Genomic DNA, 18333 nt, shown 5'->3' with positions numbered 1-18333 from the left:
GAACGGATCCGACACCACGATGCGGCGCCTGCGTCTCCTTCGATCCCTCGGCCTGCTCGCCGTCCTGCTGGCGACGCCGGCCTCCGCGCAGATGCGTGGCCATGGCGGCCCGGTGCGGGCCCTGGGCGTGCTCCCCGGCGGCGAGGTCGCGGTATCGGGCGGCTTCGATCAGGCGGTCATCGTCTGGGGCATCGCGACCGGCACCGCGCTCAGCGTTCTGCGGTTCCACGAGGGGGCTGTGAACGCCGTCGTCGCCCTGCCGGACGGCGGCTTTGCCACCGCCTCCGAAGACGGCCGCATCGCCCTGTGGCGGGTGGGGCAGTCGGAGCCCGAGCGGGTCTTTGCCGAGCATACCGGGCCGGTGACGGGGCTCGCGGTGTCGCCGGACGGCCTCAGCCTCGCCTCGGCCTCCTGGGACGGGACCGCGCGCATCCGGCCCCTCGCGGGCGGGCCGGCGCGGGAACTCGTGGGGCATGCGGGCAACGTCAATGCCGTCGCGTACCTGCCCGACGGCCGGATCGCCACGGCGGGCTACGACGCCACCCTGCGGATCTGGTCGGCCGTGGACAGCGCCGCGCCGCCCGTGGTCGTCACCCTGCCGACGCCGCTGAACGCCCTGGCGGTGACCCGCGACGGCGAGATCGCGGTGGCGGGGGGCGACGCCACCGTGCGCGTCCTGACGCCGGACGGCACCGAGCGCGCCGCTGTCGAGGTCGGGCCGAACCCGGTCATCGCGCTCGCCCTCTCGCCGGACGAAACCCGGATCGCGGCCGCTACGGCGGGCGGGACCGTGGCGGTGGTCGCCCGCGACGGTGGACGGGTGCTGCGCCGCCTCGTCGGGCCGGGCCTGCCGGTCTGGTCCGTCGCCTGGCGAGGCGACGAACTCGTCACCGGCGGAAGCGATCGGCTGGTCCGGCGCTGGAACGCCGCCACGGGCGAGCCCATCGGGGCGCTCAGCCTGCCGCGCCCGTCCGATCCCCTCGCGGCCTTCCATGGGGATCGCGGCGCCGAGGTCTACCGCGCCTGCGTCGCCTGCCATGCCCTGACGCCGGAGGACGGACCCCGCGCCGGCCCGACGCTCGCCGGCATCATCGGGCGCCGCATCGCCACCGCCCCCGGTTATCGCTATTCGGAGGCGCTGAAATCCATGGACCTCGTCTGGGACGCGGCCACCATCGCCCGCCTGTTCGAGGTCGGCCCAGCCCGCTACACCCCCGGCACCCGGATGCCGGAACAGACGATCACGGCGGCGGAGGACCGCGCGGCCCTGGTACGCTTCCTCGAAAAGGCGACGGCCCTGCCCTGAACCCGTCAGGGCCACCGCACCATGTAGCGGGCCTCGGGGCCGTAGCCCGCGAGCTTGTCCGCCAGGGCAGCGTCGCCGGGCGCCTCGCGAAATCCCTGCGCGTCCCAGAAGGCAGCGGAGCGGTTCACCGCCACGAGGGCGATGGCCTGTTCCCTGGCGCGGGCGACGAGATCGGCGACGGCCGCGCGGGCGTGCCCCCGGCCCGCCGCCTCCGGGTGCAGGCCGAGGTCGTGGAGATAGAGCGCGCCGCACGCCCCCAGACCGTCCGGTAGGGGCCGGTCGAGGGGCGGGATGCGGCCGAGCGGCCAGGGATAGGCGACACGGTAGCCCCGGATCGCCCCCGGCCCGGGCGCCAGGACCCGGCACAGGTCGGGGGCCACGCCCAGGCGTTCGGCGAAGCGCTCGGGCGCCTCGTAATGGTCCGGGAACAGGGCGTTCGCCAGGTCCACGACGGCGGGAAGGTCGTCCGTCGTCATGGCCCGCCAGCGCAGCCCCTCCATGCCCGGGCTCAGACCGCCTCGCCGCGCTCCGTCCGCTCGCGCAGGTAATCCTCCGTCGTGCGGGTGCGCGAGCGCTCCGGCCCGGCATGGGGATCGAACCCCTGGTTCAGGGCGGCTTCGACGCGGCAATCCTCGCACATCATCAGGGCGTTGATCCGCTCCGCGCCGCCCGTGCCGGAGAACATCCAGTGGCGCTCGCGCAGCTTCTCGACGACCCGCTCGATGGTGCTGCGGGTGCCGAACGGCTTGGCACACGCGATGCAGCAGAACGGCTCCTCCTCCTTCACGATGCGGCGGGGCGCCGTCCAGGCCTCGAAGTCGAGGCCAGGCTTCAGGTCGATCACCGATTCGGGGCAGGTCGCCGCGCAGAGACCGCACTGGACGCACAGGCTCTCCTCGAAGGCGAGCAACGGCCGATCGCTGCTGTCCGAGAGGGCGTTCGTCGGGCAGGCACCGACGCAGGCGAGGCAGAGGGTGCAATCGTCTGTGCGGAAGTCGAGGCCGCCGAAGGGCGCGCCGGCCGCGAGGGGCACATAGGCGGTCGGCTCGGGCGCCGCCTCGTACATCTCGCGCAGGGCGAAGCGCAGAACCTCGCGCTTGCCGCCGACGGGCATGAACCGGCTCGGCCGGGGGGAGGGCGTGCCGGGCGCCGTCTCCGACAGGGCCGCCGCGAGGGCGTCCGGATCGTCGGTCTCGATGACCGAGACCACGGGGGCATCCGCGCCGTAGCCGAGGGCCTGCGCCAGGGTGTCGGCGAGGGTCACCGTGCGGTGGAGGCTGTCGAGGTCGTGGTGGGGCCGGGCCCGAGCGAGGATGCGCACGCCGGCCGCGCCGTAGGCGAACAGGGCCGCCAGGGCTTCGGGGCCGAGCTGCGTGATCTCGTTGACGCGCACGGGCAACACCCGTGCGGGCAGGCCGTCGCCGTGGCGGGCGAGCGCGTCGATGAGGGGTTCACCGTGGTCGCCGTCATGGAACAGGATCGTCGGAGCGATGGGCGTCGGCGATTGGCCTTCGGCCTGCCCATAGGCCAGCATCAGGCTGCGCAGACGTCGCATCAGGGCATCGGCGGGCGGCACGGCGTAGGCGGCCGCCCCCGTGGGGCAGACGGCGGCACAGTTGCCGCAACCGGCGCAGATCGCCGGATCGATGGCGACGGTATCGCCCGCCGACGCGATGGCCCCCGTGGGACAGACCTCGAGGCAGCGGGTGCAGCCGGTGATCTTCGAGCGCGAATGGGCGCAGAGATCGGCGCGGAAATCCACGAACCGCGTCTTGTCGAAGGTGCCGACGAGGTCGGCCGCCGCCGTGATCGCCCGCTCCACCGCCGCCGGGTCGCGGGGGTCGGCCCGCAGGTAACCGCTGCGCAGGTCGTGGGCGGGAAACAGCGGCGTACCGCCGGTCAGGTCCAGCACCACGTCGCAGGTCGAGGTGGCCCCGTTGCGCGCCGGGCCGAAGATGAGGTGGGTGCGCGACGAGGGGGCTGGGAGGGCATAGTCGTCGATCCGCAGCGTGAACGCCCCGAGGCGGCCGGTGGCCCCCGCTATCGTTCCCCGGAGGATCGGAAAGTCGTTGCGCTGGGGCGGCTCGACGGCGTCCGGCCGGGTGAGGAGCACGGTGACGTCGAGATCCCCGGCCAGCCGCCGCCCGGCCTCGATGGCGACGGCGTCCCGGCCGTAGATCAAGGCGACGCCCTGGCTCTCGAGGGCGACGGTGCCGACGTCGGGCACGGGCTCGGCCGCGGCGGCGAGGAGCGCGGCCATCTTCGGCCCCGCTTGCGCCGCTTCCGTGGACCATCCGGCGGTCTCGCGGATCTTGGCGTAGACGACGCGGTCCTCCGCGCCCATCTCCTCGGCGACCTCGTCGAACAGCGGCGCCTGGAGGGTGCAGGAAACAGTGACGGGCACGCCGAGGTTCAAGGCCTCGCGGAACCGGTCGAGCTCCCGTCCGCACAGCTGGTCGGCGGTCTTCAGGGTTCCGCCACAGCCGCGCGCGATAGCGGACGCGTCGAGGGGCATGGTTCCCTCGCAGGAACAGGCGAACACGATGCGATCGGACACGTTTGACCCTGAGGCATTGGGGACGGACGCGGCCCCTTCGCGGGACCGGGCGCTTCCGTTATATATTCGAACGGCTCGAAACTACGACCGGATCAATTGACCGCACCGGGCCGCCTCCCTTCCATCGCACAAGGTTTTCGGATCATTCCGCGTCCCATGCCGTTGCGCGCCCCGTGAAGGCCTCACCGATGAACGCCTCGACCATGACTGCCTCACCCGCGCCCGACCCGGCCGACCTCGTGCTGCCGCCGGCCTTCACCGGCCTGCGGGTGCCGGCGACCGACGAGGCCTTCGCGCGGGCCCGCGCGCTCGCCGAGGCCGAGGCGGGCGAGGCGGCCGGGACCCTGGTGATCGTCGAGCGGGAGGATGTGCTCGACCTCGCCGTCATCCTGGCGCCGGGCGAGCCCCTGGCCTCGGCCCGGCGGGCCTTTCTCCTCGGCATGGTCGCCCTCGTGGATGCCGTGGGGACGTACGGCCCCCCGGAGATGCCGATCACCCTGATCTGGCCGGGGACGCTGATGTTCGACGGGGCGCGCCTCGGCGGCGGGCGCCTCGCCTGGCCGGAGGACTGCGCCGAGGCGGCGGTCCCGGACTGGCTCGTCTTTTCCGCGACACTCCTCGTCTCGAAGGCGCAGTGGGGCGATCCCGGCCTCACCCCCGGCTCCACGGCCCTCGACGAGGAAGGGTTCGGACCGGACATCCGCCTTCCCCTCGCCGAGAGCTTCGCCCGCAACCTCATGAAGGCGTTCGCCGCCTGGGAGGAGGACGGGTTTTCCGGCATCGCCGCGCGCTATCTCGCCCACCTGCCGGCGGCGGTCGGGGCAAGGGCCGGGATCGACGGCAACGGCGATGCCCTCCTGGAGCGGGGCGGTGCCACCGAACGGCTGGCCCTCGTGCCGGGTCTGACCGAGCCGGACTGGCACGACCCCGCCACCCGTACGGTGCGCCTGTGAGTGCCCTCAAGCTCCCCCGCACCCTGCGCCTCGACCCGTCCGACGCCTTCGTGTTCGCCGAGGCCGCCGAGCCGGGCGAATGGGCCGTGACCGGCTCGTTCCTGTTCTGGGACCGGGACCTGACGAGCCTGACGGGCAAGGACCGCATCGCCTTCCGCTCCGGCTTCCTCGGCGTACGCTCGTTTGCGTTCTCGACCCTGGTGGTGGTGAGCGAGGCGAACGAGGCCGAGCGCGACGCGGCCGTCGCCGAACTCGCCGGCCATCTCCAGGCTCGCCTCGGCGCCCCGGACCGCACGGCGGCCCTCGTGGCGGCGCGGGAGGAGATCGATTTCGCCGCCTCGCTCTGCGACCTGCCCATCGGGACCGTGGTGGCGATGCATCGCACGGAGACGAAGGGCGCGATCAGCGAAGCCTTCCGCACGTTGCATCAGAAGCCCGGCGGGGAGGACCGCCTCCATGCCGGCGCTCGCGCCTTCCGCTTCGTCGAGACCGACGAGGACGAGCCGGAGGAGCGGGCCGACCTCATCGGCCTCGCGCGGAGCCGCACATCATGATCGCCCACGACGCACGCAACAGGGACCGTTCTCCGTCATGACCGAGTTCTGGGTGTCGAGCGGCCACCATCTCGTACGCCGCACCGAAGGCGGGGGACTGGCCGCCACGGACGAACTGATCCTCGCCTATCTCGCGCGGCCGGAACTCGTCCCGCCGGAGGAGGCCTGCGCGGCCGAGCGGGCGCTGTACGCCAGCCTGAGGGCCGAGCCCCGCCGTGCCGTAGCGCCCGAGGAACTGGCCGCCATCGCAGACGCCGATGCGCGCGAGAATTGGGCGGTGCTCCTTGCCTTCCGCGACCGGCTCCTCGGCGCGCGCTCCCTCGAGGCGGCCTATCTCGACCTTGTGCGGGGGGGCCTGCAGGGAACGCCGTCCCTGTTCCTCAACCAGCTCGTCCACCTCATCCTGCGCAATGCCCTCGATGGCTGCGACGACCCCTACGTGCTGCGGGCGGCGGAGCTGTTCTTCCGCACCCAGCGGGTCAGCCGGCACGACGGCGCCGTGCTCCTGGCCGATGCCGAGGTGATCGAGGCGCGCGAAGGCACCGCCCCGCTTTCCCCCCTCGTGGCGATGCTGGGCAAGGAGGCGGCCAACGAACTTGACGTACTCACCGACGAGACCGCCTGGAGCTACTGGAGTCGCTCGGACGCCTTCTCCATGGCGCTGAACCTCGGCTCGAACCCGAAGAGCCGGGAGGGCCTGGCCCGCGTCATCGAGACGTTCGTCCGCCATCTCCTGAACACGGAGGTGCGGGTGACCCCCCTCGACCGCCTGGAGGACACGGACTGGCGCTGGTTCGTCGGCCTCGACGCCGAGGGCACGCGCATCGGCAACGCCCTGTGGCACGGAGAGACCGTCGATGCAGCGACGCAAGAGCGGGTCGTCGCCCTGTTCGGCCTCACCTTCGCCGATCCGGCGGCGGTCGATCCGGCCGTGGGCGACCGTCCGGTCTACCTGCTCCTCGCCGGGACCCCGGCGAACCTCGTCCAGGTGAAGCCGCAGAACATCGTCGCGGGCCTGCCGCTCCGCGCCGAGCGTCCGGCGGCCTGAGGAACCCTATGATGTCAGACACCGAGCCCGGCCCGCCTTTGAAGCCCGACAACCATTTCGAGGTCGGCGTGGTGGTGGAGAAGCGCCGCCTCAAGGGGCCGTGGGCGACCCATGCCTGGCTTCCCGTCGCGATCCTGCCGGCCGCCCCAGCGGCCCCGCCGGGAACGCGCCTGTCCGGCACGGACGACGAGGGCACGTTCTACGCCGGCGCCTACGACGTGCACCTGCATCCGGCCGAGACGGCGCATTACCGCGACAACCTCGTCTCAGGGCGTCCCGCCCTGTGGGTCGCCCTGCGCAAGCTCGGCGACGAGGATTACGAGGTCGCCACCGTCACCGCCGATCCCTACGAGGGGGAATCCATGGCGGAAGGGATCGGTGAGGTGGTCGAGGCCGTGCCGATGCCGCCCGATCTCCAGGCGAAGCTCCTCGCGTTCTTCGAGGCGCACCACATCGAACGCGTGTTCGAGAAGCGCAAGCGCGACCGGGCCGACCCGGAAGCCTTGGCCCGGCAGGCCGGCGGTTCCGGCGGGAGCGGACGCAAGGGGAGGCGGGAATGAGCGACGGCTTTCTCGCGCGCTGGGCCCGGCGCAAGCGCGATGTCCGCCTGAGCGAGGCGCCCGAGGCCCCGCCGCCGGCGGAAATCGTCGACCCTTCCGACCTTCCCGTTGTCGCGGAGGAGGGGGCTGCGCCATCGGCCGAGGCGGAGGCGGAGCGCGATCTCCTGGCCGATCTGCCGTCGCTGGCGGATCTCACGGCGGCGACCGACCTCACGCCGTTCCTGCGGGCCGGCGTGCCGGCGGCCATCCGCAACGCGGCCCTGCGGAAGATGTGGTCCGTCGATCCTGCCATCCGGGACTTCGTGAGCGAGGCGCGGGAATACGCCTACGACTGGAACACCCCCGGCGGCGTACCCGGCCTCGGGCCGCTGCTGCCCTGCGACGACGTGAAGGCCATGCTCGGCCGCCTGTTCAATGCAGAGCCGTCCGACGATGCGAACGGTGATTCGCAAGGCTCCGAGCCCGAGCCTCCGCCACCCGACTCCGACACCGATGTCGGGCCAGTCTCTGCCACCACCGCGCCCCCCCTCATGGCAGAGGCTGCACCGGTCGAACCTCCACCGGACGGCGCTCCGGCGAATTCCGCCAATGAAACGCCGGTAACAACTCCCGCAGTTGTTACGAAGCAAAGACTGCGACGCCATGGCGGCGCAATGCCGAGCTGAGCCTTAGAATCCCGATTGCGCCAAACTCGAACGCTTTTTATCCTAGCTCCAAAGTAGATGGTCCGGCTGGAACAGGCCGGGGTGGGTTCAGGGTCAGGATGCGTTCCGTTGGGTTGGCTACCGATCATGCGGTCGAAGGACGGCAGGACGACCAGGCTTGGGTGAGCGCGGTCGACGAGGTCGATCATGGGCGCGCACGGCTCTATGACCTCCTCGCGGTTCTCCTCGGGCGAGCGCCGCATGGCGATCTGCTCGGGATGCTCGGCGGCCTCGAAGGGGACGACAGCACGCTGGGCCGGCTCGTCGAGGATCTGGCGCGGGCCAGCCGTGGGGCGGTGCCGGAAGTGGTCGCCCGTGAGTACCACGACCTCTTCATCGGGGTCGGTCGCGGCGAACTCCTGCCCTACGCCTCCTACTACCGCACCGGCTTCCTGAACGAGCGGCCGCTGGCCCGGGTCCGCGAGGATCTGCGCAATCTCGGCATCGAGCGCGACGCGGCGATGACGGAGCCGGAGGACCATCTGGCAATCCTGTTCGACTGCATGGCCGGCCTCGTCTCCGGTCGGCTGGACGCGGAGCCCGACGCCGCGCGCGCGTTCTTCGTGCGGCACATCGAGCCATGGGCCGGCCGCTTCTTCGCTGATCTCGAGCGGGCGAAGGCCGCGCGCTTCTATCGAAGCGTCGGGGGCCTCGGCTCCGCGTTCGTCGAGATCGAGACGCAAGCCTTCGCGATGGACGCGTGAGCGTCCGTCGCCATCGAAATTCAACGGGCTGCGCGCACCGCGCATCCCCCGCCGTTTGAGGAGTGTCGACCATGCGACAGGACCAGAAGGACACGAAGGACCAGCTCGGTCGTCGCCAGTTCTTCCGCGCGCTCGGCGGCGGAACCGTGGCGGCGGCCGTCGGTGTCGCCGCGACGCCGATGACCGCCACGGACGCCCAGGCCTACGATCCGGGCCAGGACGAAACCAAGGGGCGCTACCGCCTCACCGACCACGTGAAAGCGTTCTACCGGACCAACGGGTACGAGACGCTGCAGAACAGCTCCAACGCCGCCGGCAAGAAGTGAGGCACCCATGCTGACGAAGCGTAAGAGCGGCGCGGCAAGCCGCACCAAGCATCAGGCGGTGGCCGCCGGCCTCGCGGCCGGGGTTCTCGACCGCCGCGCATTCCTGCGCAAATCCGGCCTCACGGCCGGTGCCCTCGCGGCGGCCGGCTCGCTCCAGCTCGGTGCCGTGCGCCAGGCCAAGGCCGCCGGCTCCTCGGCGGTCGGCCCCGAGACCGTGATCAAGAAGAACGTCTGCACCCACTGCTCGGTGGGCTGCACGGTGACGGCCGAGGTGGTCGACGGCGTCTGGGTCGGCCAGGAGCCGTCCTATGCGAGCCCGATCAACCGGGGCACCCACTGCGCCAAGGGCGCGGCGATCCGCGAGCTCGTCTCGTCGGACCGGCGCCTGAAGTACCCGATGAAGCTCGTCGCCGGGCAGTGGCAGCGCATCTCCTGGGATCAGGCCATCGACGAGATCGGCGACAAGCTCAAGGCGATCCGTGAGAAGAACGGCGCCGATTCGGTCTACTGGCTCGGCTCGGCCAAGTTCACCAACGAGGCCGCCTACCTCATGCGCAAGTTCGGCGCCTTCTGGGGCACGAACTCCGTCGACCATCAGGCGCGCATCTGTCACTCGACCACGGTGGCGGGAGTCGCCAACACCTGGGGCTACGGCGCCCAGACCAACTCCTACAACGACATCCGAAACGCCAAGACGATGATCATCCTCGGCGGCAATCCGGCCGAGGCGCACCCGGTCTCCATGCAGCACGTGCTGTCGGGCAAGGAGATCAACCGCGCGAACATGATCGTCATCGATCCGCGCTTCACCCGGACGGCGGCGCACGCCACCGAGTACGTCCGCATCCGTTCGGGCACGGACATCCCGGTCGTCTGGGGCATCCTGTGGCACGTCTTCCAGAATGGGTGGGAAGACAAGGAGTTCATCAGCCAGCGCGTCTACGCCATGGACGACGTCCGCAAGGAAGTCGCCAAGTGGACGCCCGAGGAGGTCGAGCGCGTCTCGGGCGTGCCCGGCGAGCAGCTTCGCCGCGTGGCGGAGAAGTTCGCCAAGGAGAAGCCCGCGACCCTGATCTGGTGCATGGGCGCGACCCAGCACACGGTGGGCACCGCCAACGTGCGGGCTTTGTGCATCCTGTGCCTCGCGACCGGCAACGTCGGCAAGCCCGGCACCGGCGCCAACATCTTCCGCGGCCACACCAACGTGCAGGGCGCCACCGATCTCGGCCTCGATGTCACGTCGTTGCCGCTCTATTACGGCCTCGTCGAGGGCGGCTGGAAGCACTGGGCCCGCGTCTGGGACGTGCCCTACGAGTGGCTGCAGTCGCGTTTCGACGAAGTGCCGGCGACGGCGGGCCGCAAGGCGCGCACCCGCAAGGAAAACATGGAGGCGCCCGGCATCACCTCCACCCGGTGGTTCGATGCCGTGAACCTGCCGCCCGAGCAGATCGACCAGCGCAGCCCCCTCAAGGCCTTCATGGTGTTCGGCCACGGCGGCAACACCGTCACGCGCCTGCCCGAGGCGGTGGAGGGCATGAACAAGCTCGAATTGCTGGTGGTGGCCGATCCGCACCCCACCACCTTCGCGGCCTTGGACGCCCGTCAGGACAACACCTACCTCCTGCCGATCTGCACCTCCCTGGAGATGGACGGCTCGCGCACGGCCTCGAACCGCTCGATCCAGTGGGGCGAGCAGATCGTGAAGCCGGCCTTCGAGTCGAAGAACGACTACGAGGTTCTCTACCGCTTGGCGACGAAGCTCGGCTTCGCCGACACGCTGTTCAAGAACATCAAGGTCGAGAACAACATTCCCTCGGCGGAGGATCTCCTGCGTGAGATCAACCGCGGCGGCTGGTCGACGGGCTATTGCGGCCAGAGCCCCGAGCGGCTGAAGGCGCATATGCGCAACCAGCACAAGTTCGACCTCATCACCCTGCGCGCGCCGAAGGACGATCCGGAGGTCGGCGGCGACTATTACGGCCTGCCGTGGCCGTGCTGGGGCAAGCCGGAACTCCGGCATCCCGGTTCGGCGATCCTCTACAACACCTCGCTCCACGTGAAGGACGGCGGCAGCACATTCCGGGCCCGGTTCGGCACCGAGCGCAACGGCGAGACCCTGCTGGCCGAGAACTCGTTCACGAAGGGGTCCGACCTCACGGACGGGTACCCGGAATTCACCTTCGGGGTGTTCAAGAAGCTCGGCTGGGACAAGGACCTCACGGACGAGGAACGCGCCACTATCCTGAAGATCGGCGGTGACAAGCCCGACACGATCAGCTGGGCCACCGACCTGTCGGGCGGCATCCAGCGGGTCTGCCTCGAGCACGGCGTGATCCCGTTCGGCAACGGCAAGGCCCGCGCCAACGCCTGGAACCTGCCCGACCCCGTGCCGGTGCACCGCGAGCCGATCTACACCCCACGCCCCGACCTCGTGGCAAAGTATCCGACCCGGCCCGACGAGCGGCAGTTCCGCATGCCGAACATCGGCTTCTCGGTGCAGAAGTCGGCGGTGGAGCGGAACGTCGCCCGCGATTTCCCGATCATTCTCACCTCGGGCCGCCTCGTCGAGTACGAGGGCGGCGGCGAGGAGACCCGTTCGAACCCGTGGCTCGCCGAACTCCAGCAGGACATGTTCGTCGAGATCAACACCGGGGATGCGGCCGAGCGCGGCATCAAGGACGGTCAGTTCGTCTGGGTGACGGGCGCCGAGAACAGCTCGAAGGCCAAAATGAAGGCCCTCGTCACCGATCGCGTCGGCAAGGGCGTCGCCTTCATGCCCTTCCACTTCTCGGGTTGGTACGAGGGCCGCGACATGCGTGACTACTACCCGAAGGGCACCGACCCGGTGGTGCTCGGCGAGAGCTCCAACTCGGTCACCACCTACGGCTTCGATCCTGTGACGGGCATGCAGGAAACGAAGTGTACCCTATGCCAGATCAAGGCCGCGTGAGAGGAGCGCATCGACCATGGCCCGTATGAAGTTCCTCTGTGACGCCGACCGTTGCATCGAGTGCAACGCCTGCGTCACCGCCTGCAAGAACGAGCACGAGGTGCCCTGGGGCATCAACCGCCGCCGCGTTGTCACCCTGAACGACGGCAAGCCCGGCGAGCGCTCGGTCTCCATGGCGTGCATGCACTGCACCGACGCGCCCTGCGCCGCCGTGTGCCCGGTGAACTGCTTCTACACCACGGCCGACGCCGTGGTGCTCCACTCCAAGGACATCTGCATCGGCTGCGGCTACTGCTTCTATGCCTGTCCGTTCGGGGCCCCCCAGTATCCGCGCGTCGGCAATTTCGGTTCGCGCGGCAAGATGGACAAGTGCACCTACTGCTCGGGCGGGCCGGAGCCCGACCTGTCGCTAGCCGAGTACGAGAAGTACGGCTCGAACCGCCTCGCCGAGGGTAAGCTGCCGCTCTGCGCCGAGATGTGCTCGACGAAGGCGCTGCTGGCCGGCGACGGCGAAATGATCGCCGAGATCTACAAGCAGCGCGTGGTCAAGCGCGGCTACGGCTCCGGAGCCTGGGGCTGGAAGACGGCCTACCGCGAGACCGTGGCGATCTGATCGCCGCTCCGGGACCGCCGCCACGGCGACGGTCCCGCCGACGTTGAGATGAATCGAAAGGAACGCCCATGCGGCGGGCAGTCACGCTCTTCAGCACCCTCGTCCTCGCGACGACGCTCCTGGCCGCCCCGGGGGCGTTCGCGCCCGCGCAGGCGCAGAACCCGCAGCAGCAGGACGGGATGAACCCCATGGGCACGAAGCCCACGGCGGATTCGGTCAACGAGGAATTCCTGTTCAAGCAGGCCGACAAGATCACCGGCCGCGTCAGCATCCCGGATCGCAAATCCGCCAACCTGATCCAGCCGCAGGGGCGCGAGTACCGGGCGTTCCGCGAGTCCTGGCTGCCCTGGATCGGCGGCCTCGGCATCCTGGGGATGATCGCGGCGCTCGGCGCATTCTTCATGTGGCGCGGGCGCATCCTCACGGACGACACGCAGGAATCCGGTCGCAAGATCCTGCGCTTCAACGCCTTTGAGCGCTTCGCCCACTGGATGACGGCGACGTGCTTCATCATCCTGTCCCTGTCGGGCCTGAACTACATCTTCGGCAAGCGCCTGATCATGCCGCTCATCGGGCCGGACGCATTCGGCGCCCTGGCGCAATGGGCCAAATACAGCCACGTCTACCTCGCGTGGCCGTTCATGCTCGGCGTGGTGATCATGGTCGGCCTCTGGCTGAAGGATAATATCCCGAACCGGATCGACTGGGCCTGGATCAAGGCCGGCGGCGGCTTCCTCGGCAAGGGTCACCCCCATGCCGAACGGTTCAATGCGGGTCAGAAGGGCGTGTTCTGGATGGTCGCCGGCTTCGGGGCCGCCATGGGCGTCACCGGCCTGATGATGCTGTTCCCCTTCACGCTCGTCGACATCAACGGCATGCAGGTCATGCAGGTGATCCACTCGCTCATCGGCATCGCCTTCATCGTCGGCATCCTTGCCCATATCTACATCGGAACCCTCGGCATGAAGGGCGCTTACGACGCCATGGGTAGCGGAGAGGTCGATCTGGCCTGGGCCCGCGCCCACCACGATCTCTGGGTGGAGAAGGAGCAGGCGAAGACCGCGAGCGGTCCCCAGCTCACCGGCCGTCATCCGGCCCCGGCCGAGTGAGCCAGACGAGGAAGAACCGACCATGAAAGCCTTCGCCGCCGCCGTCATCGCCGCCATCGCCCTCGGCGTGGTGGCGATGTTCGCCCTCACCAGCAATCAGACCTTCGCCTACCAGGCCTTCGCCACCTCCGGGACACGGGTCTCCGAGCCCGGCACCAACCTCGTCGGCCCGAGATGGAACGGTCTCCCGCTCCTAGGCGACGCCACGGCCGAGGATCGCGCCAAGGTCCAGGGCGAAGCCTCCCACCCGAAGCGGTCCTGAGACTCCATCGAGACGCGGTTCGGCCGACGTGATGATTCCGCACCGGCCCGAAGTTTGAGGACACAATCATGCTGAAGTCCCTGTCGCGCGTCGGGCTCCTCACGGCCGCCGGACTGCTCGCCCTGCCGGCCCTCGCGCAGGAGGCTGCGCCCCCGCAGCCGGCCGCTGGCGGACCGGCCAACCTCTGCAAGGAACTCCTGGCCTTCGTGACGGCACCGGAAGCCAAGAAGCAGGAGGCCGCGACGCCACAGTCCCAAGCGACGGCCGTGTCGAACCCCTCCGGCAAGACCGAAGGCAAGCCCTCCGTTTCGGGGGGCGAACCGCAGCAGAAATCCGGCCTCAGCGGCGCGACGGAAACGAAGGACACCGTGGTCCCCGGCGACCGGAAGGCCGCCCTGGCCCAGGCGAACGCCTCGGCGAAGGGACCGGCCGCCCCGGCTGCGTCGCCGCCGCCGCCCAAGCCCGATGCCGCCACCGTCGCGACGATCGAGACCGCCGCCGCGAGCAACGATCAGGCGAGCTGCCGCGCCGCCGCCCTCACCATGCGCAAGGCCGGCGTGCCGATGCCGCCGCCGCTCCTCGCCCTCGCGGCCCTCGATCTCAAGTTCCAGAACGGCCGGTAGGCCCCTCGCGCGTTACGGCATCGTCCCGAACGCTGGCTTCCGGCTTTCAGGACGACGTCCTTAAGGAACTGAACGCTCCGGCTCGGTGGCCCGCTGGGTCTGGCGGTCGACCTCGTCCCGCACGCCGCGCCCGGCCATCAGGATCTCGCAGAGGAAGGCCGCGATGGCGGCCACCGTGCAGACCAGGGCGACGCCGAAACATCCGAACAGGAGCGAAGCCGTCGCCGCCTCGCGCAGCGTTCCGACATAGAGCGTGAGCACGGCCACCCCGGTCATGATGGCGCCCGCCGACGCGAGGACGACGGCGGCGTCGAGGACGAACGAGCGCCGCCGCAGGTACGCCAGTTGCCGGGCCAGCCGCCGAGTCTCGCCGACCCCCGCGCCCTGGAGGCGTGACGAGGCGGCATCGACCTTGTCGGCCACCCGCCCGAGGCGGGTCGAGAAGACGTTCAGGAGCGTCGCCAGGGCCGTCAGCAGGAAGGCCGGGGCGAGGGCGGTCTGGATGACGTGTGCGACGTCGTCGGGGGCGAGGGGTGGCGTCGGAGTGAACATCGGGTCTCGTAGGTGCGTCAGCCTCGGGGGGCGGCGTCTGGACGGGGAGCGAGGAGGAGCACGAGCGCCCCGGCGAGCATGCTGATCACGGAGCCGAGGAGCACGCCGACCTTCGTGTCCGTCTCGAGGCTCGGCCTATCCGCGAAGGCGAGGAGTCCGATGAACAGGCTCATGGTGAAGCCGATACCGCACAGCAGCGACAGTCCGTAGAGCTGCCACCACCCGGCCTTGGCCGGCCGCGGGGCGAGGCCGAATTTCACGGCGGCGACGATCATGCCGAAGACCCCGACCTGCTTGCCGAGGACGAGCCCGAGGGCGACGCCGAGGGTCACGGGCTCGAGCAGCATCGCGGTGGACAGGCCCCCCAGGGCAACGCCCGCATTGGCAAAACCGAAGAGCGGCAGCACGAGATAGGCCGACCAGGGATGGAGGGCATGCTCCAGCCGATGCAGCGGGGAGGCGGGATCGTCGGGCCTGCCGGGACTCGGGCGCAGGGGGATCGTCAGAGCCAGGAGGACGCCCGCGATGGTGGCGTGGATGCCGGATGCGAGGACGAGGACCCACAGCACGCCGCCAAGGACCAGATAGGGCGCCAGCCGGTTCACGCCGGCCCGGTTCAGACCGAACAGGACCGCGACGGTGGCCCCGGCGCCGGCCAGCGCCGGCACCTGCAGGTCGGCCGTGTAGAATGCCGCGATGATGAGAACGGCGCCAAGATCGTCGAGGATGGCCAGCGCCGTGAGGAACACCTTGAGCGAGACGGGTACCCGCGATCCGAGCAGCGAGAGGACGCCCAGTGCGAAGGCGATGTCGGTGGCCGTGGGAATCGCCCAACCCCGGAGGGTGCCGGGCGAGGCCCGGTTGACGAACACGTAGATCAGGGCCGGAGCGAGCATGCCCCCGAGGGCGGCCACGCCCGGCAGGATCCGGTCCGGCCACGTGCGCAGGCGGCCGTCGAGAACCTCGCGCTTGATCTCCAGGCCGACCAGCAGGAAGAACACCGCCATCAAGCCGTCATTGACCCAGTGCAGCACGCTCAAGGGTCCGATATGGGCCGCGAGTAGGCCGAAATACTCCGCCTCCAGGCGCGAGTTGGCCGCCGCGAGAGCCAGCGCCGCGCTTGCCATGAGAATGAGGCCGCCGGCGGCGTCGCTGCGCAGGGCGTCGCGCAGGGCGGATCTGCGAAGGACGGATCGGCGCGGAACGGGTCTAGGCGGAACGGATGGCACCTGCATGCCAAGACGCCTGCCAGTCATCGTCCACGCAGGCAACCCGCCGCCCCCCTCGCAACGGCCGCGCGTCAATCGGGCGAAGTCCAAATCCGCCATCCCGAAGGGATCGACGGGATCTGGCATGAGACGGTCCCCGCTTCGAGAACACGGAAATCGGATCAATCCCGGAAGAGTTTGCCCGAATAGACCACCGGTCCGGTCGGAACTCCCCCGGGCGCGCCGCCGGAGGGTTCGACGGTGACGGCCAGGACCGCCTTGTCGAGGCCGGCGGTCTCGCGCACGGCGTTCGGCATGGGTATGCTGACCCGTCCCGGCTCGACCAGTCCGAGGGAGCGCGGCACACCGCCATCGGCGATGTACCAGAGTTCGAGACTCTTCTCGCGGGGCGTATCCGCCGCGACGGACCGGACCTGGGCGAGGCCGCGCCGGGTATCGACCCGGACCACCAGGGCCGGCAATTCACCACCCCGGTTGACCACGGCGACGTATTGGCCGGCATCCGGATCGGTCGGCAGCCAACGGCCGAGGCCGAGCGCCAGGGCGAGCCCGGCGGCCAGGGCAGAGGCGCCGACGGCCCCAAGGCGCCAGCGCCGCAGGCGACGCGTGAGGTCCCTCACCCGCGCGTCGTCCGGGGTGGACGTCAACGCGGCCCGGATCCGCAGCCAGATTCCGGCCGGAGGCTCGGCTTCGGGGATCGCCTCGTCGAGGGGGGCGAAGCGCGCCTGCCAGCGGGCCACGGCGGCGCGAAGCTCCGCGTCGGACGCCAGGGCACGGGCGAACGCGATGCGTTCGGCCTGGGGCAGGGTGCCGAGGACGTACTCGGCGGCCTCGATGTCGCGGTCGGGCAGGCCCTGGTCGGTGGGACCGTCGCTCATGCGTTGGCTTCCAGGCAGGAGCGCAGGCTCGCCAGTCCGCGGTGGAGCCAGGTCTTGATCGTGTTCACCGGGCGCCCGAACCGGGCCGCCAGCTCCTCACGGGAAAAGCCCTCGCAATAGGCCATTACGAGGCACTGCCGGTGCAGGTCGTCGAAGCGGCCGAGGCAGAGCGCGAGGGCGCCGCGATCGAGGATGTCGCTCTCGCCGTCGTAGGGATCGGGCACCTGGTTCATCCAATCCTCGCCGTCGACGAGATCCGTGAGGGGGGTCTCCTTGCGGGCGCGCACCATGTCGATGGCCCTGTTACGGGCAATGGCACACATCCAAGTGATCGGGCGGCCCGCCGTGGGCACGTAGGCCCCGGCATTCTGCCAGATCCGGAGATAGACATCCTGAAGCACGTCCTCGGCCGCCTCACGATTGCGGACGATACGCAGCACCACCCCGAAGAGTTTCGCCCCCGTCTCGTCGTAAAGCGACTTGAGGGCGGCCTGATCGCCGGCCGCGATGGCGGCGAGATGCGCGCGAAGCGGTGCATCGCGAGTTAGAAGATCGTCAGCCACGGCGCACCGCCAACGAACTCACCATTGCGTGTCCCCCCGTTCGCCCGAAATCCGACCCGCCCCCTCGTTGATGAGGCGCGGACCGTTCCGGACGTCTTATCGTTTTCTCAAAGCAATCCCGCCGTGCGGACTGCTTTTTATCGGACCAGTCCTGAAACTTTGGCTCCGAACGTCCCGTAAGTCACCCCGATCGCCCCATCCGGGACGTCCAAGGAGACATAAATCGATGCTGAACATCACCGTGCGCCGCCCCCTGGCCTCCAAGCTCGCCGCCTTCGGCCTCAGCCTCGCCATCGGCGCAGCCCTTCCGGCCGCCGCCCTCGCCAAGAACCCGATGGTCGGCGGCGCACCGATGTACGCCTCGAAGACCATCGTCGAGAACGCCGTCAACTCGAAGGACCACACCACCCTGGTCGCCGCCGTGAAGGCCGCCGGCCTCGTCGACACCCTGTCGGGCCCCGGCCCGTTCACGGTGTTCGCCCCCACCAACGCCGCCTTCGCGAAGCTTCCGGCCGGCACCGTCGAGACCCTGGTGAAGCCCGAGAACAAGGCGACGCTCACCAAGATCCTGACCTATCACGTCGTCCCCGGCACCTACACCGCCAAGGATCTCATGAAGCTCGCGCGCGACGGTGGCGGCGAAGCCCAGCTCAAGACCGCCGCGGGCGAGCCCCTGGTGGTCCAGACCAAGGGCAAGAAGGTCTACGTGACCGACGCCAAGGGCAACACCGCCACGGTCACCATCGCCAACGTGATGCAGTCGAACGGCGTAATCCACGTGATCAACGGCGTCCTGCAGCCCTGATCCCCGTCTGAGGCTCCGTCCCTCGGGGGCAGGGCCC

Annotated in this window: 20 protein-coding genes; 14 read left to right on the top strand and 6 right to left on the bottom strand. The window is 70.0% G+C overall.

Going from position 1 to position 18333, the window contains the following annotated elements; all coding sequences use genetic code 11:
- Nucleotides 1-19 precede the first annotated feature (19 nt).
- Entirely contained in the window at nt 20-1306 is a 1287-nt protein-coding gene (locus MFF01_RS04450) for a c-type cytochrome (RefSeq protein WP_238222393.1), read from the top strand.
- A 5-nt stretch (nt 1307-1311) separates the two neighbouring features.
- Here the strand turns inward: MFF01_RS04450 and MFF01_RS04445 are convergent, their stop codons facing one another.
- Entirely contained in the window at nt 1312-1806 is a 495-nt protein-coding gene (locus tag MFF01_RS04445; protein ID WP_238222392.1) for a GNAT family N-acetyltransferase, read from the bottom strand.
- Between the two features lie 8 nt (nt 1807-1814).
- Nucleotides 1815-3821 carry a 4Fe-4S binding protein gene (locus tag MFF01_RS04440; RefSeq protein WP_238222391.1) on the bottom strand — a complete coding sequence of 669 codons (2007 nt, stop codon included), beginning with the start codon at nt 3819-3821 and terminating at the stop codon, nt 1815-1817.
- Nucleotides 3822-4066: 245 nt separating this feature from the next.
- On the opposite strand from MFF01_RS04440, the gene MFF01_RS04435 reads away from it, so the two are divergent.
- The 12 genes from MFF01_RS04435 (at nt 4067) to MFF01_RS04380 (ending at nt 14269) form a co-directional block, all read left to right on the top strand.
- Nucleotides 4067-4816, top strand: coding sequence for a biotin/lipoate--protein ligase family protein (locus tag MFF01_RS04435; protein WP_238222390.1), 750 nt, complete (start codon nt 4067-4069; stop codon nt 4814-4816).
- Nucleotides 4813-5370 carry a DUF6505 family protein gene (locus MFF01_RS04430; protein ID WP_238222389.1) on the top strand — a complete coding sequence of 186 codons (558 nt, stop codon included), beginning with the start codon at nt 4813-4815 and terminating at the stop codon, nt 5368-5370. Before MFF01_RS04435 ends, MFF01_RS04430 begins: the two co-directional genes overlap by 4 nt.
- Nucleotides 5371-5407: 37 nt before the next feature.
- Nucleotides 5408-6418, top strand: a complete 1011-nt coding sequence (locus tag MFF01_RS04425) for a DUF6352 family protein (RefSeq protein WP_238222387.1) — start codon at nt 5408-5410, stop codon at nt 6416-6418.
- An 8-nt stretch (nt 6419-6426) separates the two neighbouring features.
- Nucleotides 6427-6978 (top strand): DUF3305 domain-containing protein, encoded by a 552-nt coding sequence (locus MFF01_RS04420; protein WP_373319630.1) that lies wholly within the window; start codon nt 6427-6429, stop codon nt 6976-6978.
- Complete coding sequence (locus tag MFF01_RS04415) at nt 6975-7643, top strand: DUF3306 domain-containing protein (RefSeq protein WP_238222385.1); 669 nt, start codon at nt 6975-6977, stop codon at nt 7641-7643. Before MFF01_RS04420 ends, MFF01_RS04415 begins: the two co-directional genes overlap by 4 nt.
- A gap of 161 nt (nt 7644-7804) precedes the next feature.
- Nucleotides 7805-8386 (top strand): TorD/DmsD family molecular chaperone, encoded by a 582-nt coding sequence (locus MFF01_RS04410; RefSeq protein WP_373319629.1) that lies wholly within the window; start codon nt 7805-7807, stop codon nt 8384-8386.
- Nucleotides 8387-8457: 71 nt separating this feature from the next.
- Nucleotides 8458-8712 carry a formate dehydrogenase gene (locus MFF01_RS04405; RefSeq protein ID WP_238222381.1) on the top strand — a complete coding sequence of 85 codons (255 nt, stop codon included), beginning with the start codon at nt 8458-8460 and terminating at the stop codon, nt 8710-8712.
- Nucleotides 8713-8719: 7 nt separating this feature from the next.
- Nucleotides 8720-11662: a formate dehydrogenase subunit alpha gene (locus MFF01_RS04400; RefSeq protein ID WP_238222380.1), complete on the top strand. Its 2943-nt coding sequence runs from the start codon at nt 8720-8722 to the stop codon at nt 11660-11662.
- Nucleotides 11663-11678: 16 nt separating this feature from the next.
- The gene (gene fdh3B, locus MFF01_RS04395; RefSeq protein WP_238222379.1) at nt 11679-12275 is read left to right on the top strand and encodes a formate dehydrogenase FDH3 subunit beta; all 597 of its coding nucleotides are present in this window, start codon (nt 11679-11681) and stop codon (nt 12273-12275) included.
- Nucleotides 12276-12343: 68 nt separating this feature from the next.
- Nucleotides 12344-13384, top strand: coding sequence for a formate dehydrogenase subunit gamma (locus MFF01_RS04390; RefSeq protein ID WP_238222378.1), 1041 nt, complete (start codon nt 12344-12346; stop codon nt 13382-13384).
- 22 nt (nt 13385-13406) lie between these two features.
- Nucleotides 13407-13646 (top strand): hypothetical protein, encoded by a 240-nt coding sequence (locus tag MFF01_RS04385; RefSeq protein WP_238222377.1) that lies wholly within the window; start codon nt 13407-13409, stop codon nt 13644-13646.
- A gap of 68 nt (nt 13647-13714) precedes the next feature.
- Complete coding sequence (locus tag MFF01_RS04380; protein WP_238222375.1) at nt 13715-14269, top strand: hypothetical protein; 555 nt, start codon at nt 13715-13717, stop codon at nt 14267-14269.
- Nucleotides 14270-14329: 60 nt separating this feature from the next.
- On the opposite strand, the gene MFF01_RS04375 is transcribed toward MFF01_RS04380, so the two are convergent.
- From MFF01_RS04375 to MFF01_RS04360, 4 genes are all read right to left on the bottom strand, one after another.
- Nucleotides 14330-14821: a DUF2721 domain-containing protein gene (locus MFF01_RS04375; protein ID WP_238222374.1), complete on the bottom strand. Its 492-nt coding sequence runs from the start codon at nt 14819-14821 to the stop codon at nt 14330-14332.
- Nucleotides 14822-14838: 17 nt separating this feature from the next.
- Nucleotides 14839-16056, bottom strand: a complete 1218-nt coding sequence (gene nhaA, locus MFF01_RS04370) for a Na+/H+ antiporter NhaA (RefSeq protein ID WP_238222373.1) — start codon at nt 16054-16056, stop codon at nt 14839-14841.
- 155 nt (nt 16057-16211) lie between these two features.
- The gene (locus MFF01_RS04365; protein WP_238222372.1) at nt 16212-16928 is read right to left on the bottom strand and encodes an anti-sigma factor; all 717 of its coding nucleotides are present in this window, start codon (nt 16926-16928) and stop codon (nt 16212-16214) included.
- Entirely contained in the window at nt 16925-17491 is a 567-nt protein-coding gene (locus MFF01_RS04360) for a sigma-70 family RNA polymerase sigma factor (protein WP_238222371.1), read from the bottom strand. Before MFF01_RS04360 ends, MFF01_RS04365 begins: the two co-directional genes overlap by 4 nt.
- A 226-nt stretch (nt 17492-17717) precedes the next feature.
- Here MFF01_RS04360 and MFF01_RS04355 point away from each other — a divergent pair, with 226 nt between their 5' ends.
- Nucleotides 17718-18296, top strand: coding sequence for a fasciclin domain-containing protein (locus tag MFF01_RS04355; RefSeq protein ID WP_238222370.1), 579 nt, complete (start codon nt 17718-17720; stop codon nt 18294-18296).
- Nucleotides 18297-18333 lie beyond the last annotated feature (37 nt).

Origin of the sequence: Methylobacterium adhaesivum, assembly GCF_022179065.1 — a bacterium.
GTDB lineage: Bacteria > Pseudomonadota > Alphaproteobacteria > Rhizobiales > Beijerinckiaceae > Methylobacterium > Methylobacterium adhaesivum.
The sequence above is the reverse complement of the archived record's forward strand: the minus strand, read 5'-3'. Positions and strand labels throughout refer to the sequence as shown.

Bases quoted from the DNA above. Each gene is read 5' to 3' on its own strand.
- MFF01_RS04405 (WP_238222381.1), top strand. From the start codon at position 8,458: ATGCGACAGGACCAGAAGGACACGAAGGACCAGCTCGGTCGTCGCCAG.
- MFF01_RS04375 (WP_238222374.1), bottom strand. From the start codon at position 14,821: ATGTTCACTCCGACGCCACCCCTCGCCCCCGACGACGTCGCACACGTC.
- nhaA (WP_238222373.1), bottom strand. From the start codon at position 16,056: ATGCAGGTGCCATCCGTTCCGCCTAGACCCGTTCCGCGCCGATCCGTC.
- MFF01_RS04415 (WP_238222385.1), top strand. From the start codon at position 6,975: ATGAGCGACGGCTTTCTCGCGCGCTGGGCCCGGCGCAAGCGCGATGTC.
- fdh3B (WP_238222379.1), top strand. From the start codon at position 11,679: ATGGCCCGTATGAAGTTCCTCTGTGACGCCGACCGTTGCATCGAGTGC.
- MFF01_RS04380 (WP_238222375.1), top strand. From the start codon at position 13,715: ATGCTGAAGTCCCTGTCGCGCGTCGGGCTCCTCACGGCCGCCGGACTG.
- MFF01_RS04390 (WP_238222378.1), top strand. From the start codon at position 12,344: ATGCGGCGGGCAGTCACGCTCTTCAGCACCCTCGTCCTCGCGACGACG.
- MFF01_RS04435 (WP_238222390.1), top strand. From the start codon at position 4,067: ATGACTGCCTCACCCGCGCCCGACCCGGCCGACCTCGTGCTGCCGCCG.
- MFF01_RS04400 (WP_238222380.1), top strand. From the start codon at position 8,720: ATGCTGACGAAGCGTAAGAGCGGCGCGGCAAGCCGCACCAAGCATCAG.
- MFF01_RS04385 (WP_238222377.1), top strand. From the start codon at position 13,407: ATGAAAGCCTTCGCCGCCGCCGTCATCGCCGCCATCGCCCTCGGCGTG.
- MFF01_RS04355 (WP_238222370.1), top strand. From the start codon at position 17,718: ATGCTGAACATCACCGTGCGCCGCCCCCTGGCCTCCAAGCTCGCCGCC.
- MFF01_RS04420 (WP_373319630.1), top strand. From the start codon at position 6,427: ATGATGTCAGACACCGAGCCCGGCCCGCCTTTGAAGCCCGACAACCAT.
- MFF01_RS04445 (WP_238222392.1), bottom strand. From the start codon at position 1,806: ATGGAGGGGCTGCGCTGGCGGGCCATGACGACGGACGACCTTCCCGCC.
- MFF01_RS04425 (WP_238222387.1), top strand. From the start codon at position 5,408: ATGACCGAGTTCTGGGTGTCGAGCGGCCACCATCTCGTACGCCGCACC.
- MFF01_RS04440 (WP_238222391.1), bottom strand. From the start codon at position 3,821: ATGCCCCTCGACGCGTCCGCTATCGCGCGCGGCTGTGGCGGAACCCTG.
- MFF01_RS04450 (WP_238222393.1), top strand. From the start codon at position 20: ATGCGGCGCCTGCGTCTCCTTCGATCCCTCGGCCTGCTCGCCGTCCTG.
- MFF01_RS04365 (WP_238222372.1), bottom strand. From the start codon at position 16,928: ATGAGCGACGGTCCCACCGACCAGGGCCTGCCCGACCGCGACATCGAG.